Raw genomic sequence first — 15,340 nt, 5'->3', positions numbered from 1 at the left:
TAGTTTAAATTCAAGTAACAAGTTTTGCGATCCGATTTACCACACGACGATTTACCACTCGATTTATCAATGACATCACCGCTGATGCATCCATCGCTAGCATTATTTCAAGATCAGGCAGCGCCAATTTTTTTACCGGTATGTGATCACTATGCTGGTTCAGAAAAATTGATGCTCAAATCCTTGAGCCTGCAAAATGAGCTCGGGCCAGTGTTTGATATTACTTTCGACTGTGAAGATGGCGCGGCAGTTGGCAATGAATTGGCGCATATACACATGTTGACGCAGATGATCGCGTCTGACAGTAATCAATTTAATCGTATCGGGGTGCGCGTTCACCATCTCGATCACCCAGCATTTCAACAAGATATTCAACAGCTTTTATGCAATCGTGTAGCCTGTGAAAAACTGGCTTACATTGTACTTCCTAAAGTAAATACGGTTGATGAGGTCAACACAGCCATTAATACCATCAACCAATTCTCACAACGCCATGCGCGCCAATCCATTCCTGTACATTTGCTAATTGAAACACAAACTGCGCTGGCACATGTACAGGCTTTGGCAGCGATTCCTCAAGTGGAATGTCTGTCCTTCGGCATTATGGATTTCGTGTCATCGCATTGGGGTGCTATTCCAGCGAGTGCGATGCGCTCGCCATCGCAATTCACCCATCCATTAGTGATACGTGCCAAACTGGAAATTGCAGCGGCTTGTCATTTACATGGCAAAGTACCATCACACAATGTCACCACCGATTTTAAAGATCCATCGGTAACCATCAGCGATGCGACCAGAGCTGGTCAGGAATTTGGATACACCAGGATGTGGAGCATACATCCTAGCCAAATCAAACCAATTATTAAAGCGATGGCACCGCGCAGTGCAGAGATTAATGAAGCGGTTGCGATTTTGAGCACAGCACAAGAAAACCACTGGGGACCGATAGAAATGCACGGACGCCTGCACGACAGAGCGAGTTATCGCTATTATTGGACAGTTCTGAAGAAAGCTAGTATGAGTGGCATCAACTTGCCCGAAGGTGCACAATACTTGGTCTAGGACAGCTAAGTTAAGCTAAACTAAGTAGCTTATGCATGAGAAATAAAGCGTAGTTTTGTATCGAATTTGAATCACTGAATTGAATCACCGAGGGGCATCATGAAATCAACATTATTTTCACCTTTAAAGCCGCAGCTATTGGCAAAGTTACTTATTACTTTATGTGCAACTGGCTTATCTGTATCTGCGATTGCGGCCGATGCAACCAAAGATCCTATCAGCAAAAAAACAACCAAAGCAAAAACAACAAAAAATGCTAAAGCCGATAGCAAAAAATCTGAGATCGATACTAGCGAACCAGAACCGAATATTGATCAAAACGTAGATACAGAATACAAATGTGAGCTCGGCAATTCTCTGGTGATGTATGCCCATCCAGAAGACAATCAAAGCTTGGCTATGCGTTGGAGAAACCGCCTGTACAAATTAACCCGAGTAGAAACTTCCACCGGCGCGCATCGTTTTGAGAATCAGAAAATTGGTTTGGTGTGGATTAATATTCCATCCAAAGGCATGTTACTTGACTCACGTCGCGGCCATCAATTAGCAAACGAATGCAAGAGTACCAAAGTTGCCAGCTTAAGCGTCACAGAAACACAAGTGAAGTAAAAGCCAGAAAGAATTATTTCGCTAGTTTATTAGTTTTAAGTTTCAAATCCGTATCACCTCACTTCATTGTTCATCATCGAATATAAGGAACAGCCATGAGCCAAGCCAATTATCAAGACGCGTTTAAAACGCTGAAAGATTTTAAAATCACTGACACCAAGAAAGGTAAATTCTTTTCTTTGCCAGCATTGGAAAAAAATCTGGGCGTGAAAGTTTCACGTTTACCGATTTCTATCCGTATCGTATTGGAATCCGTTTTGCGTAACTGCGACGGTAAAAAAGTCACTGAAGAACATGTCAAACAATTGGCGAACTGGGGTGCAACTGCAGCGCGTACCGATGAAATTCCATTCGTGGTTTCTCGCGTGGTATTGCAAGACTTTACTGGCGTCCCTTTACTGGCTGACTTGGCTGCAATGCGCAACGTCGCAGCAAAACAAGGCAAAAATCCAAAGAACATTGAACCATTGGTACCGGTTGATCTGGTCGTCGATCACTCCGTACAAATCGATCATTTCCGTGAAAAGAAAGCCCTTGATTTGAACATGAAACTGGAATTTCAACGCAATAACGAGCGTTACCAGTTCATGAAATGGGGCATGCAAGCCTTTGATACTTTTGGCGTGGTGCCTCCAGGCTTTGGTATCGTGCATCAAGTCAATCTTGAGTACTTGGCACGTGGCGTACACAAAGCATCTGATGCGAAGAAAAACGATGTGTATTACCCAGATACTTTGGTTGGTACAGATTCTCACACTACCATGATTAACGGTATCGGCGTAGTTGGTTGGGGTGTGGGTGGTATCGAAGCTGAAGCGGGCATGCTCGGTCAACCAGTTTATTTCTTGACACCTGACGTTGTTGGCGTGAATTTGACCGGCGCATTGCGTGAAGGTTGTACCGCAACCGATCTGGTATTAACAATTACAGAAATGCTGCGTAAAGCAAAAGTCGTTGGTAAGTTTGTCGAATTCTTCGGCGAAGGTACACGTACTTTATCTCTGACTGACCGCGCAACTATCGCGAACATGGCACCAGAATACGGCGCAACGATGGGCTTCTTCCCAGTTGATGAAGCGACTATCGATTACTTCAAAGGTACAGGCCGCACTAAAGCAGAAATCGACGCATTTGAAGGCTATTTCAAAGCACAGAAAATGTTCGGTATTCCGAAAAAAGGCGACATCGATTACACGACAGAATTGTCATTAGATTTATCAACGGTGGCACCATCATTAGCTGGTCCAAAACGTCCACAAGATCGTATCGAAATCGGCAACGTCAAATCCACTTTCAGCGACTTGTTCAGCAAGCCAACCTCAGAAAGCGGTTTCAACAAAAAAGCAGAAGATTTGACAGCGGTGTACACCAATACCGATGGCGTTAAAGTGAAAAACGGCGACATCTTGATCGCTGCGATTACTTCTTGCACGAACACCTCTAATCCTAGCGTTTTGCTGGCAGCTGGTTTGTTAGCGAAAAAAGCAGTTGAAGCTGGTTTAAAAGTATCTCCGCACATCAAAACATCCTTAGCGCCTGGCTCCCGCGTTGTAACTAAGTATCTCGAAGCTGCTGGCTTGTTGCCGTATTTGGAAAAACTCGGCTTCGGCGTGACTGCATATGGCTGTACAACTTGTATCGGTAATGCTGGTGATTTGACGCCTGCGATGAATGAAGCGATTGTAGCGAACGACATCGTTGCAGCGGCGGTATTGTCCGGCAACCGTAACTTCGAAGCACGTATTCACCCGAACATTCGCTCCAACTTCTTGGCATCACCTCCGTTGGTAGTCGCTTACGCAATCGCTGGTAACATGAACAAAGATTTGATGACTGAACCTGTTGGTCGCGTCAAAGGCAAAGACATTTTCTTGGGCGATATCTGGCCAACCAGCGCAGAGATCAACAAGTTGATGAAGTTCGCGATGAATTCCAAAACATTCAAAGAGAACTATGCCGACGTTAAGGGTGCGCCAGGTAAATTGTGGGAAGACATCAAAGGCGTGGCAGAAGGCCAAGTCTACGACTGGCCAAGTTCTACTTACATCGCAGAACCACCGTTCTTCGCTGACTTCACGATGGAGCCAAAAGCAGCAGCGACAGGCATCACTGGCGCACGTGCTTTGGGCGTATTTGGTGATTCCATCACGACCGATCACATCTCCCCTGCTGGCTCGATCAAAGAATCTAGCCCTGCCGGTAAATGGTTGAAAGAAAACGGCGTATTGAAAGCTGATTTCAACTCCTACGGTTCACGTCGTGGTAACCATGAAATCATGATGCGCGGTACATTCGCCAACGTACGTATCAAAAACTTGATGATCCCAGCCAAGGAAGACGGTTCCCGCGTCGAAGGCGGCGAAACATTGTTCCAACCAACTGGCGAACCAATGGCAATCTACGATGCAGCGATGAAATACGTTGCAGAAGGCACGCCAACCATGATCTTCGGTGGTGAAGAATACGGTACAGGTTCTTCCCGTGACTGGGCGGCAAAAGGCACGCAATTGTTGGGTGTTAAAGCCGTTATCGCTAAATCTTTTGAACGTATCCACCGTTCTAACTTAGTGGGTATGGGTGTATTGCCTTTGCAATTCATCGGCACTGACGGCGTTGATTCTTTGGGCATCACTGGCAATGAATCTTTCGACTTGAAAGGTATCGAAAACGATATCAAACCGCAACAACAAGTAACTCTGGTCATCAATCGTGCCGATGGCAGCAAGCAAGAAGTCAAAGTCTTGTTGCGCATCGATACACCGATCGAAGTGGATTACTACAAACACGGCGGCATCTTGCCATTCGTGTTGCGTCAGTTGTTAGCTGCGTAATTAACATGGCATAAACAAAGAAAAGGAATGTGACTTTAATCGGCGCATTCCTTTTTTTTCGAAACGAATTTGAATCACAGGTTTTTTAATAAGTTATTAGTAAAATTTAACAACAAGGAGAGCAATATGTGGAAGGCACTAGTAGGTTTTTTAGTTTTTGCAGCAGTCGCACTATTTTTTATTTTTAAAGCTGGCGACAAAATGGACATGCAAGGTGAAGCTGGTGCGCATACTGGCGCAGCTTCTGAACACGTGGTCGCTGATCCAGCTGCTTCGTCCGCATCTGCTGCCACCGTACCAGCGCCTGCTGTTGATACTGCAGCGTCTACAGCATCAGCACCTGTTGCACCGGCAGTCGAGGCAAGCCCAGCAGCCGCTTCCGCATCTACATCTGCAAGCAAATAAATAAGTAGCAGATTCTGCCAAAAACAAAAGCCAGGCTTCGCTATGGAAGTCTGGCTTTTGTTTTTAGAAATTTTAATTTATAAAAGAAAATTTCTAATGTCGTCTATCCAATTACGTATTGGCAAAATTCAATAAGTCATCGCCAGCCAAACGGTATTTGACCCACTCTGCTTGCGCTTTAGCACCAACCGCGTTATAAAAATCTATCGCTGGTTGATTCCAATCCAAGACGCTCCACTCAAAGCGACCACAGCCCTCGTCCACGGCAATTTGCGCAAGATGACGAAGCAAGAATTTGCCTGCACCTAGGCCGCGATGTTTTGGAGAGACATAAAGATCCTCCAGATACAGTCCCTTCTTGCCCTGCCATGTTGAATAGTTGTAGAAATAAACTGCAAAGCCGATTGCAACGCCGTTCAATTCACAAATCAAGGCTTTAGCGGGTGAGTTCGCAGAAAATATACTGCTTTCGATTTCTGCGATGCTAGCTTTCACTTCATGCTCTGCTTTTTCATAGACGGCGAGTTCAACAATGAAGCCGTGAATGGTGGCAGCATCTGCCGGAACTGCTTTACGAATACTGATTGACAAAGTAAACCTCGACAAATTTTTAAAATTTAAAGTGAATTCAAAGATTGCTCTATATCAGCAATCAAATCTTCTACATCTTCCAAACCAATATTAAAGCGCACCAGAATTCCCTTGTCGCTCCAACTTTGGCGCATGGTTTCTATACGATATGGCACACATAAACTATGCGAACCACCCCAACTAAAGCCAATCTTAAAGAGCTTCAATTGGTTCACGAATTGGTCGGTTTGTGCTTCTGAATATTTTTCGTCAAAGAGCACAGAAAACAAACCGCCTGCACCGGTAAAATCGCGCTTCCAAACTTCATGTCCTGGACAATCTTCCCACGCCGGATGCAAGACCTTCGCGATCTCTGGTCGGCTTTTTAACCACGTTGCAAGCTTACGTGCTGCTGCGTCATGTGCATCAAAGCGCAGCTTCATACTCTGCAATCCACGCAACACCAAGTACACATCATCCATGCCAACGCCTAAACCTAAGCGCATGTGTGCCATCAATAAGCGATTATTTAGCTCGACGTCTTTGGTGATAACCGCTCCCATCAACACGTCAGAACCACCACTTTGATATTTCGTCAGCGCCTGCATAGAAATATCGACACCGTGTTCGAAAGGTTTAAAGGCGAGACCTGCGGACCAAGTGTTATCTAGCGCAACCAGTACACCTTTGCTATGCGCAGCTGCACAGATGGCTGGCACATCCGCAACCTCCATCGATACAGAACCTGGTGCTTCTGTCCAGATTAATTTAGTATTTGGCAAAATTAAGTCCGCAATGCCACTACCTATCATCGGGTCATAGAAGCGAACGCTAATGCCAAAACTTCGTTGAAGCCACGCCCCTTGCTCTTTGTTTGGTCCATAAGCATTGTCAGGCACCAAAACATCATCACCAGCCTCAAGAAACGCCATATTCACCAAGCTGATCGCGGCCAACCCACTTGGCGCTAATACACAATGATTGCCACCTTCAATTTGAGCTATCTCACCTTCCAATTGAAAGCTGGTTGGCGTGCCATGCAAACCATATGTGTACGTCGACTTGTTAAGCCAACTACGGGCACGCATTGCTTCAACATCTTTAAATAAAACTGTCGAAGCATGATGAATGGCGGTAGGAAACGCAGAAAATCCATCGGGCGACTCATAAGCAGGATGAACAATCGTGGTACTAGAACCTTGCTGTTTGTCAGTCATAATAATGTCGTCGATAAAAGTCTAAATAGATAAAAAATAGGGGCGAAAAATCGCCCCTCTCAATCAAACAAAACGAAGATTAAATTGCCTCACCCCACAAATCGTGAGCATCGGCAGCGGTAATTTTTACCTCAACAAATTCACCAACCTTCAATTTACGATGCGGTTCAAATGGCGGCTTAACATACACTACGCCATCAATTTCAGGTGCATCAGCTGAGCTACGACCGACACCACCACTACGATCGAGACTATCAATCAACACGCGCATCGTCTTACCAACTTTCGCTTGCAAACGTTTTTTAGAAATCGTCTCTTGCAATTCCATCACGCGACGGCGACGATCTTCGCGCACTTCATCTGGCAATTGATTTGCTAATTCGTTTGCAGTAGCGCCTTCAACTGGAGAATACGCAAAGCAACCTAAGCGATCAATTTCAGCTTCTTTCAAGAAGTCTAAAAGATATTCGAACTCTTCTTCTGTCTCGCCCGGGAAACCAGCGATAAAAGTCGAACGTATCGTAATTTCTGGGCACATTTCACGCCAAGCTTTGATACGTTCAATATTTTTTTCGCCACTGGCTGGGCGCTTCATCCGCTTCAATACGTCAGGATGCGCATGCTGCAAAGGTACGTCCAAATACGGCAACACGTGGCCATTATTCATAAATGGAATGATTTGATCGACGTGAGGATAAGGATAAACATAGTGGAGACGCACCCAGGCATCGTAACGTTTCGCGAGTTCACCCAGTGCTTCCACCAATTGTGTCATGTGTGTTTTGACTGGTTTACCATCCCAGAAGCCAGTACGGAATTTCACATCCACACCATAAGCACTAGTATCTTGAGAAATAACCAGCAATTCTTTAACGCCAGCTTTGAATAAATTCTCAGCTTCGACCATGACTTCACCAATTGGACGCGACACTAAATCACCACGCATCGATGGAATAATACAGAAGCTGCAACGATGGTTACAGCCTTCAGAAATTTTTAAGTAAGCAAAATGTTTTGGTGTCAGCTTCACGCCTTGTGCCGGAACTAAGTCAATGAAAGGCTCATGCGGTTTTGGCAAATGCAAATGCACGGCGCTCATCACCTCCGTCAATGCGTGTGGTCCCGTCACTGCCAAGACTTTCGGATGTATGCTTTTGATCAGATCATTGCCATCGGCATCTTTTTTCGCGCCTAGACAGCCAGTCACGATCACTTTGCCATTTTCATTAAGCGCCTCAGCGATTGCATCTAAAGATTCCTGCACGGCTGCATCAATGAATCCACAAGTATTCACGACGACCAAATCGGCGCCATCATAAGACTTAGCAGTTTCGTAGCCTTCTGCACGCAATTGCGTAAGAATTTGTTCTGAATCGACCAAGGCTTTCGGGCACCCGAGAGAGACAAAACCAACTTTGGGCGCTACTTGGGTGGATGCAGAAATGAGAGTTTCGTTAGACATAATAAAAAAGGATACAAAGCAATTCGCTATTGTACCCTTTCTTAGCTACTTACTACAGCTTGTACAACGATAGATTCGCTGCAAGCGTTTGAATTCATTACTTTTTCTTATCGTCTGGAACGAATGGAAAGCCAAACATATTCTTTGATTGGTTCTGCATCTGCTCTTGCATTTGTACAAACAAATTTTTACTTTGATCGATATAATTGCCCATCATGCCTTGCATCATCGGCCCTTGCACGTTCATAAACTGTGTCCACATTTCCGGACTAAATGGTTTTCCTTCTACACCGCCACCAGCACCTTCGGTCAGTTTATTTTGTATATCGATGAATGCCTGAATATTTTTCTCAAGATAAGAACCCATCATGCCTTGCATCGCATGACCGTAGTAGCGAATAATTTGCGCTAAAGCGACGCTAGAAAACATCGGCGCACCGCCGGCCTCAGCTTCCAAAATAATTTGCAGCAAAATACTACGTGTTAAATCTTCACCAGTTTTGGCGTCGACCACTGCAAAATCATCATTTTCCATCACGAATTGCTTCACATCGACCAAGGTGATATAGCTACTAGTTTGTGTATCGTATAGGCGACGATTTGGGTATTTCTTAATCAAATGCTTGTTTATTTTTTTTGTGCTATTCATTGCATTCTCGTTCAAAAACTGCATTAAAAAATAAAACTAAGATGCTTACGAATCCCCATCTTCATCGTAAGCATCTTGGGCGAATTTTGCGCTGACAAGCTTGCTACATGACAGCATTATACTTAGTACAAAATTCTTGGGAATAGTTCATTTGCAGAAAGCCAAATGATTATCCCATATGCAAACCACCGTTGATAGAGAAGTCTGAGCCAGTCGCATAACCACCTTCATCAGACGCAATCCAAGCCACAATGGAAGCGATTTCTTCAGGTTCTGCCAAGCGCTTGACGGGAATACCTGCAACGATCTTTTCCAAAACATCTGGACGAATCGCGCGCACCATGTCAGTTCCGACATAGCCCGGTGAAACGGTATTTACTGTCACACCTTTCGTCGCGACTTCTTGTGCCAATGCCATACTAAAGCCGTGAATACCTGCTTTTGCAGTGGAGTAGTTAGTTTGACCAAATTGTCCTTTTTGACCGTTGACCGAAGAAATATTAATAATACGTCCCCAGCCGCGATCAACCATACTCTCAATAACTTGTTTCGTGACATTGAACAAGGAATTCAAATTAGTATCAATGACCGCATCCCAATCTGCCTTACTCATTTTACGGAACTGGCCGTCACGAGTAATGCCAGCATTGTTGACTAAAACATCGACTTCACCGATTTCAGTACGGACTTTCTCAAACGCTGCACGGGTCGATTCCCAATCAGAGACATTACCTTCAGATGCATGAACATCAAAGCCTTCTGCACGCATATCGGCCAGCCATTTATCTTTACGCGGAGAATTTGGCCCGCAACCTGCAACTACGGTATAGCCATCTCTACACAAACGTTTACAGATTGGAGTTCCAATACCACCCATACCACCAGTTACATAAGCAATTCGCTTTGACATACTTAATCTCCAGAGTTTTTATAAAAGGCACTACTACACTAACCAGAAAACTTATTCACTACATCATTTAATCCGCGCGCACTTTGACATATCGCCCAGGTGCAGGCTCTAACTCACTATACCCTACCGCCCCAACTTTAGCGGGAGCTTTTACCATTTTTCCAGCATGTTCAGCCAAAAATGTTGCCCATTGCGGCCACCAACTGCCCGGGCACTCGGTGGCGGCATTTAGCCAGGTTTGTGGATCTGCTACTAATTTATCGTTAATCCAATAATTGCGCTTATTCTTTGATGCGGGATTTATGACACCTGCGATATGGCCTGACGCGCCAAGCACAAAGCGATTTCTGCTTTTTTTCTTCGGATTCAAAATGCTTGCTGAAGCAAAAGCTGCTTGCCATGGAACAATGTGATCTTCTTTAGAGCCATAAATAAACACTGGCGCATCGATCTTCGCTAAATCCAGCTTACTTCCTGCGACATTTAATTTTCCTGGCTCTTTCAAACTATTTTCCAAGTAAGTATTGCGCAGATACCAGCAAAACATAGGACCAGGCAAATTGGTGCTATCAGAGTTCCAATACAGAAGATCAAATGCAGGTGGTTTTTGACCCTTCAGATAATTTGACTGCACGTAATTCCAAACCAAATCGTTCGGACGTAAGCTTGAAAAAGTGCTGGCAAGGTCCCTGCCTGGCATCAATCCGCCACTGCCAAGCGTTTGTTCGCGCAGACTCACTTGTAGTTCATCAACGAACACGTCTAGAACACCTGTATTCGTGAAGTCCAATAAAGTCGTTAATAAAGTTAAGCTACTTGCAGGATGATTTCCTCGATCAGCAAGTACTGCTAAAGCGGTCGATACGATCGTTCCACCAACACAGAATCCAAACACATTTAACTTATCTTGTTTACTGATGTCTTGCACTACTTCGATAGCTTTAATTGCACCCTGTTCTATGTAATCATCCCAAGTGACATCGGACATACTTTGATCAGGATTCGCCCAAGAAACTAAGAACACAGTGTGCCCTTGCTCCACCGCATAGCGGACTAAAGAATTTTCTGGCTGCAAATCTAAGATATAGAATTTATTGATACAAGGCGGCACCATCAATAAAGGACGTTGATGTACCGTTTTTGTCGTTGGCTTATATTGAATCAGTTGAAACATGCGATTTTCAAAGACCACTGAGCCCGCTGTGGTGGCAACATTCTTACCGACTTCAAATGCAGATTCATCTGTCAGCGAGATTCTGCCTTTTTGCAGATCTTCGAGCATTTGCGCAATGCCTGTCATTAAACTCTCGCCGCCAGTTTCAATCAATTTCGCCTGCGCTTCTGGATTTGTCGCCAGGAAGTTAGCAGGTGACATCGCATCAACCATTTGCTGAACAGCAAATCGAATTTTTTGTTTTTTCTTTTCTGGAGCTTGAACAGATTCGGTCAGTAGACCCAGAAATCGGGCATTAAGTAAATAAATCGCCACGTTATAGGCATGTGTTGTTTGTTGATGCCAATCCGTGGCCGAGAAACGTCTGTCATCAAACTGCGGTAATTTGGAAGCAATAAAGTCCTTCCACAAATTCGCTAGTTCCGTCATATATTCTGATTGCAGTCGACTAAGCACTGCAGGATCTATTTCGGCACCATATTCTTTTAATGTTGTTAAAATTGAGGAGTCTTGCGCAAATGGGTTTTGCATCCCCACTCCATTAATTTTCATCCATTCCTGCAAAGGATTTTGCTTCATTAATTCTTGCATCCAATTCGCATACATCGTCTGAGAGGTGTCACTCATTATGCAATTTTCCTGGTTATAGAGTATTGTCATCAGCACTGACGTTTATCAATTCAGCATCAATGATTAACTTAACATCTTATTTGAAATAATATGGCCTTTTTATATCTTATCGCAATCGCGTGGATTTATGTCGTACTCTTAATGTCTTTAGCCGAATCATCTTTGATTGCAGGCATCATGACCTTCATTTTTTACTGCATCATTCCACTTGGCCTCGTGTTATACATACTCAGCTCCCCTGCACGCAAACGACAAATTCGCGCAAAAGAACTCGCGCTACGTGAACAACAAAAACAAGAAGAGCCGCAAAAAACCACTAGCCAATCCAAATCCAACTTGCCATCCGACCAGTAACACCATCACGTCGATAAGAGTAAAAAAGTTCTTCGTCCGTATAAGTGCAAAAATTTCCACCTGAAATTTTTTGAACATCACAAGCCTTCAGCACATCGCTGGCTAAGCCATATATGTTCGCAAAAAACTTACCTTCTGCTTGCTTATTAGGTATGAAGTTTAGCGCGTGCTTATGTGATTTCCGAGAAAAAATCTCACGTACTTCAGAACCCACTTCAAAAGCGTTTGGTCCAATTGCCGGTCCCATCCAAGCGGAAATCTCGGCTCGTGTTTTTAGCCGCATGTGCTTCAAGGTAGATTCGATCACGCCATTTGCCAATCCTCGCCAGCCAGCATGTACTGCGGCCACGCACTCGCCATCAGCAGAAGCAAGTAAGAGCGGCAAACAGTCGGCGGTCAGAACGACACAAGTTAGATTCGGCAGGCTGGTAAAACAGGCATCGGCTTCAATGATCTGGTCAGCCACCACACTAGCAAGGTCAACAGCAATATTGCCATGAATTTGTGATAAGAATGTGACAGGCTTCGGCATGTAATCTAATAAACAGTCGCGATTGATGCGAACTGCGTCTCGACTATCGCCAACATGCTCCCCCATATTTAAGCCTGCGTCACCATTAACATCACCGTATGGAGCGAGACTGACCCCACCCATACGAGTACTGGAATACGCGTGCACATTGGCAGGACAATCAGGCCAGTCGGCCTGAATTAATACCAAGCCAGTGTCACTATCACGAATTAGCGCCATGGCTGAGGCATGCCAGCACGATCAAGCAAGTCCACAAAATCTACCTCCAAGGGGATGCTCCATTCAACTGGCAATTGCGTACTTGGATGAATCAAGCCAAGTTTACGCGCTTGTAACGCTTGTCTCGGGAAAAAACGAACCAAATGCTGCTTTCCGTACAAAGTATCGCCAACCAAAGGGAATCCCAATGACGACATATGAACGCGAATTTGATGCGTACGTCCAGTTTCCAAGTGACAGGCAACTAAGCTCACGGGGAACTTCTCTAACATTCCCACTGAAATTCGTTGAAAATGGGTAATCGCTGGTTTAGCCAAAATACTCATAGACACGGCCATCTTCAGACGATCACGCGAATGGCGTGCCATCGCGGCATCAACCGTACCGGAAGCATTCGGTGTCCCCCAAACCAGCGCAGCGTATTCACGCTTGACCGTGCGCGCCTGCAACTGACGCACCAATTCCGTTTGGGCTGTCAAGGTTTTCGCTACCACCATCAGCCCAGATGTGTCTTTATCTAGTCTGTGCACAATTCCCGCACGTGGAACCATCGCCAATGCTGGGCGATGAAATAGCAAACCATTCAATAAAGTACCAGACCAATTGCCAGCCCCCGGGTGTACGACTAAACCTGCCGGTTTATTTAGCACTAAAATGGCTTCGTCTTCATAAATGATATTGAGTTCTATATCTTCGGGAACAAAAGCATTGTCTTCAATCGCGAGCTGAGGTTGAATTGTAATTAACTCACCGCCGAGCATTGTCGTTTTTATCTTCGATGGCTGACCATCAACTTGTACATGCCCCGCCTCTATCCACTGCTGCAAGCGCCCGCGCGAATATTGCGGCACCAGTTTTGACAAGACTTTGTCTAAACGATCACCACAAATACTATCTGGTAAGGTTAAACTGATAGGATCATGGTCTTGAGCAGACTTTATTGAGACTTCATGATCGATTTCATCGAGATCTAACTCAGTATCGGTTAAAATCATTTGGTCTTTTGGTATAACATTAATTACCATCGGCTATAATCCGTAAATTATTCTCATGCACACGCAAAGTTTATGCACATTAAATATATGAAATTGTTAGGTTTGGCTCTGTCTTTATCACTTGCTGGTTGCGGTATCTTCGGCGATAAAGTAGAGGAAAGTAAGAATTGGACCGCTGAGAAATTATACGCTGAAGCAAAGGATGAACTCGCATCTGGTTCTTATGATCGCTCAGTACAATTGTTCGAAAAACTCGAATCACGTTTTCCGTTCGGTGCTTATGCACAACAGGCGCAACTTGAAATAGCGTATGCACATTATAAACAAGGTGACCAAGCACAAGCGCTAGCTGCGGTTGATCGCTTTATTAAATTACACCCAAATCATGCCAACGTTGACTATATGTATTACTTGCGTGGCTTAATTAACTTCAATGACGATATGGGCTTTTTCAGCTTTATCGCCAACCAAGATGTGACCGAACGCGACCCTAAAGCAACTCGTGACTCATTTGATGCGTTTAAAGAATTAGCAGTCAGATTCCCAAACAGCAAGTATACGCCAGATGCGATTGCGCGCATGAAATATTTAGTCAATGCATTGGCCCAATATGATCTACACGTAGCAAAATACTATTTACGCAGAAATGCTTTTGTCGCAGCTGCTAATCGTGCCCAATCTGCAATCAAAGAATATCCTGATGCACCTGCAGTAGAAGAAGCACTGGTTGTGTTGATTAAAGCTTACGACGCGATGGGCATGGTTGAATTGCGGGATGACGCAAAACGTGTCTTCACCAGTAATTTCCCGAAAAGTAATCTACTTGACACTTATGGTAGCAAGAAAAGCTGGTGGAAGTTTTGGAGCTAGTCTGAGATAAATCCCAATCTTCTCAACAATTTGAAAGCCTCAAGAGAACCTTGAGGCTTTTATTTTACGCGCTCATTTTCCGACGAAATACAAAATTGGTTTCTGTTGATTCTTGTTCAGAAAAACGATAACCCTCTTCCATAAAGCTTTTTAATTCCGCAGGTTTCTTAATCTGATTCAATGCACAATATCTCACCATACTGCCACGTGCCTTTTTGGCATAAAACGAAACCACCTTGTATTTTCCAGCTGAATAATCTTGGAATATCGGTTGAATAACAGGAAGCTCAAGTGATTTAAATTTAATGACCTTTGCATATTCTTCAGACGCCAAATTCACAATGCACTTTGCCTTAGTTTGGCGTATTTCATGCTGAAGATACGCAGTTAACTTATCTGCCCAATAGGCATATAGATTGTTGCCAGCAATGTTCTTTAGTCCAGTCCCCATTTCTAAACGGTAAGCCTGAATTAAATCCAAAGGCCTTAACATTCCATATAATCCGGACAAAATTCTCAATTTCTTTTGTAAATAGGAAATCTCCTTTTTCGCCAATTGTCTAGCTTGTAAACCAGAGTAAACATCGCCATCAAAAACAAAGACTGCTTGCCTTTTGTGCTTTTTAGGGTCGTCATTAAGCAAATCAGAAAATCGTGCGACATTCAAGTTAGCAAGTGCTGGCGATATGCTCATTAATTGTTGTAAATCTGAGCTAGTAAGCTTGGCCGCAACCGATGCAAGGTATTCGACCTCATGTGGGAACTGAATCTCACTTACCTCCTTCACCAAACTGGGCGTATCAAAATCAAGGCTTTTCGCAGGGGATAACAAAATCAGCATAAAATAAGAA

General features: G+C 44.2%; 15 protein-coding genes. 6 read left to right on the top strand and 9 right to left on the bottom strand.

Features of this window, described 5'->3' with window-relative positions; all coding sequences use genetic code 11:
• Positions 1 to 84: 84 nt before the first annotated feature.
• The 4 genes from H8K33_RS03155 (at position 85) to H8K33_RS03140 (ending at position 4,907) form a co-directional block, all read left to right on the top strand.
• Positions 85 to 1,062 carry an HpcH/HpaI aldolase/citrate lyase family protein gene (locus tag H8K33_RS03155; RefSeq protein ID WP_186889766.1) on the top strand — a complete coding sequence of 326 codons (978 nt, stop codon included), beginning with the start codon at positions 85 to 87 and terminating at the stop codon, positions 1,060 to 1,062.
• A gap of 99 nt (positions 1,063 to 1,161) precedes the next feature.
• Entirely contained in the window at positions 1,162 to 1,671 is a 510-nt protein-coding gene (locus H8K33_RS03150) for a hypothetical protein (RefSeq protein ID WP_186889502.1), read from the top strand.
• A gap of 95 nt (positions 1,672 to 1,766) precedes the next feature.
• On the top strand, positions 1,767 to 4,502 hold the full coding sequence (gene acnA, locus H8K33_RS03145) for an aconitate hydratase AcnA (RefSeq protein ID WP_186889501.1): 2,736 nt from the start codon (positions 1,767 to 1,769) through the stop codon (positions 4,500 to 4,502).
• A 126-nt stretch (positions 4,503 to 4,628) separates the two neighbouring features.
• Positions 4,629 to 4,907 carry a hypothetical protein gene (locus H8K33_RS03140; protein ID WP_186889500.1) on the top strand — a complete coding sequence of 93 codons (279 nt, stop codon included), beginning with the start codon at positions 4,629 to 4,631 and terminating at the stop codon, positions 4,905 to 4,907.
• A gap of 111 nt (positions 4,908 to 5,018) precedes the next feature.
• On the opposite strand, the gene H8K33_RS03135 is transcribed toward H8K33_RS03140, so the two are convergent.
• From H8K33_RS03135 to phaC, 6 genes are all read right to left on the bottom strand, one after another.
• On the bottom strand, positions 5,019 to 5,498 hold the full coding sequence (locus H8K33_RS03135) for a GNAT family N-acetyltransferase (RefSeq protein ID WP_186889499.1): 480 nt from the start codon (positions 5,496 to 5,498) through the stop codon (positions 5,019 to 5,021).
• A gap of 26 nt (positions 5,499 to 5,524) precedes the next feature.
• Positions 5,525 to 6,694, bottom strand: coding sequence for a cystathionine beta-lyase (locus H8K33_RS03130; RefSeq protein WP_186889498.1), 1,170 nt, complete (start codon positions 6,692 to 6,694; stop codon positions 5,525 to 5,527).
• A gap of 79 nt (positions 6,695 to 6,773) precedes the next feature.
• Positions 6,774 to 8,156 (bottom strand): 30S ribosomal protein S12 methylthiotransferase RimO, encoded by a 1,383-nt coding sequence (gene rimO / locus H8K33_RS03125; protein WP_186889497.1) that lies wholly within the window; start codon positions 8,154 to 8,156, stop codon positions 6,774 to 6,776.
• A gap of 97 nt (positions 8,157 to 8,253) precedes the next feature.
• The gene (gene phaR, locus H8K33_RS03120) at positions 8,254 to 8,805 is read right to left on the bottom strand and encodes a polyhydroxyalkanoate synthesis repressor PhaR (protein ID WP_186889496.1); all 552 of its coding nucleotides are present in this window, start codon (positions 8,803 to 8,805) and stop codon (positions 8,254 to 8,256) included.
• 169 nt (positions 8,806 to 8,974) lie between these two features.
• Positions 8,975 to 9,715, bottom strand: a complete 741-nt coding sequence (locus H8K33_RS03115) for a 3-ketoacyl-ACP reductase (protein WP_186889495.1) — start codon at positions 9,713 to 9,715, stop codon at positions 8,975 to 8,977.
• A gap of 67 nt (positions 9,716 to 9,782) precedes the next feature.
• Positions 9,783 to 11,516 (bottom strand): class I poly(R)-hydroxyalkanoic acid synthase, encoded by a 1,734-nt coding sequence (gene phaC, locus H8K33_RS03110; RefSeq protein ID WP_390319881.1) that lies wholly within the window; start codon positions 11,514 to 11,516, stop codon positions 9,783 to 9,785.
• A 93-nt stretch (positions 11,517 to 11,609) separates the two neighbouring features.
• Here phaC and H8K33_RS03105 point away from each other — a divergent pair, with 93 nt between their 5' ends.
• Positions 11,610 to 11,873, top strand: a complete 264-nt coding sequence (locus tag H8K33_RS03105; RefSeq protein ID WP_186889494.1) for a hypothetical protein — start codon at positions 11,610 to 11,612, stop codon at positions 11,871 to 11,873.
• Here the strand turns inward: H8K33_RS03105 and pgeF are convergent.
• Positions 11,836 to 12,624: a peptidoglycan editing factor PgeF gene (gene pgeF / locus H8K33_RS03100; RefSeq protein ID WP_186889493.1), complete on the bottom strand. Its 789-nt coding sequence runs from the start codon at positions 12,622 to 12,624 to the stop codon at positions 11,836 to 11,838. The genes H8K33_RS03105 and pgeF overlap by 38 nt on opposite strands.
• Entirely contained in the window at positions 12,615 to 13,619 is a 1,005-nt protein-coding gene (locus H8K33_RS03095) for an RluA family pseudouridine synthase (RefSeq protein ID WP_186889492.1), read from the bottom strand. The genes pgeF and H8K33_RS03095 overlap by 10 nt, the downstream gene beginning before the upstream one ends.
• Positions 13,620 to 13,691: 72 nt before the next feature.
• Between H8K33_RS03095 and H8K33_RS03090 the strand changes: the two genes are divergently transcribed.
• Complete coding sequence (locus tag H8K33_RS03090; RefSeq protein ID WP_186889491.1) at positions 13,692 to 14,489, top strand: outer membrane protein assembly factor BamD; 798 nt, start codon at positions 13,692 to 13,694, stop codon at positions 14,487 to 14,489.
• A 64-nt stretch (positions 14,490 to 14,553) separates the two neighbouring features.
• On the opposite strand, the gene yaaA is transcribed toward H8K33_RS03090, so the two are convergent.
• Positions 14,554 to 15,330 carry a peroxide stress protein YaaA gene (gene yaaA, locus H8K33_RS03085; RefSeq protein WP_186889490.1) on the bottom strand — a complete coding sequence of 259 codons (777 nt, stop codon included), beginning with the start codon at positions 15,328 to 15,330 and terminating at the stop codon, positions 14,554 to 14,556.
• Between the last annotated feature and the right edge of the window lie 10 nt (positions 15,331 to 15,340).

Source organism: Affinundibacterium amnicola (assembly GCF_014284275.1).
GTDB classification, from domain to species: domain Bacteria; phylum Pseudomonadota; class Gammaproteobacteria; order Burkholderiales; family Burkholderiaceae_D; genus Undibacterium; species Undibacterium amnicola.
This window is presented reverse-complemented; position numbering and strand designations above follow the sequence as displayed.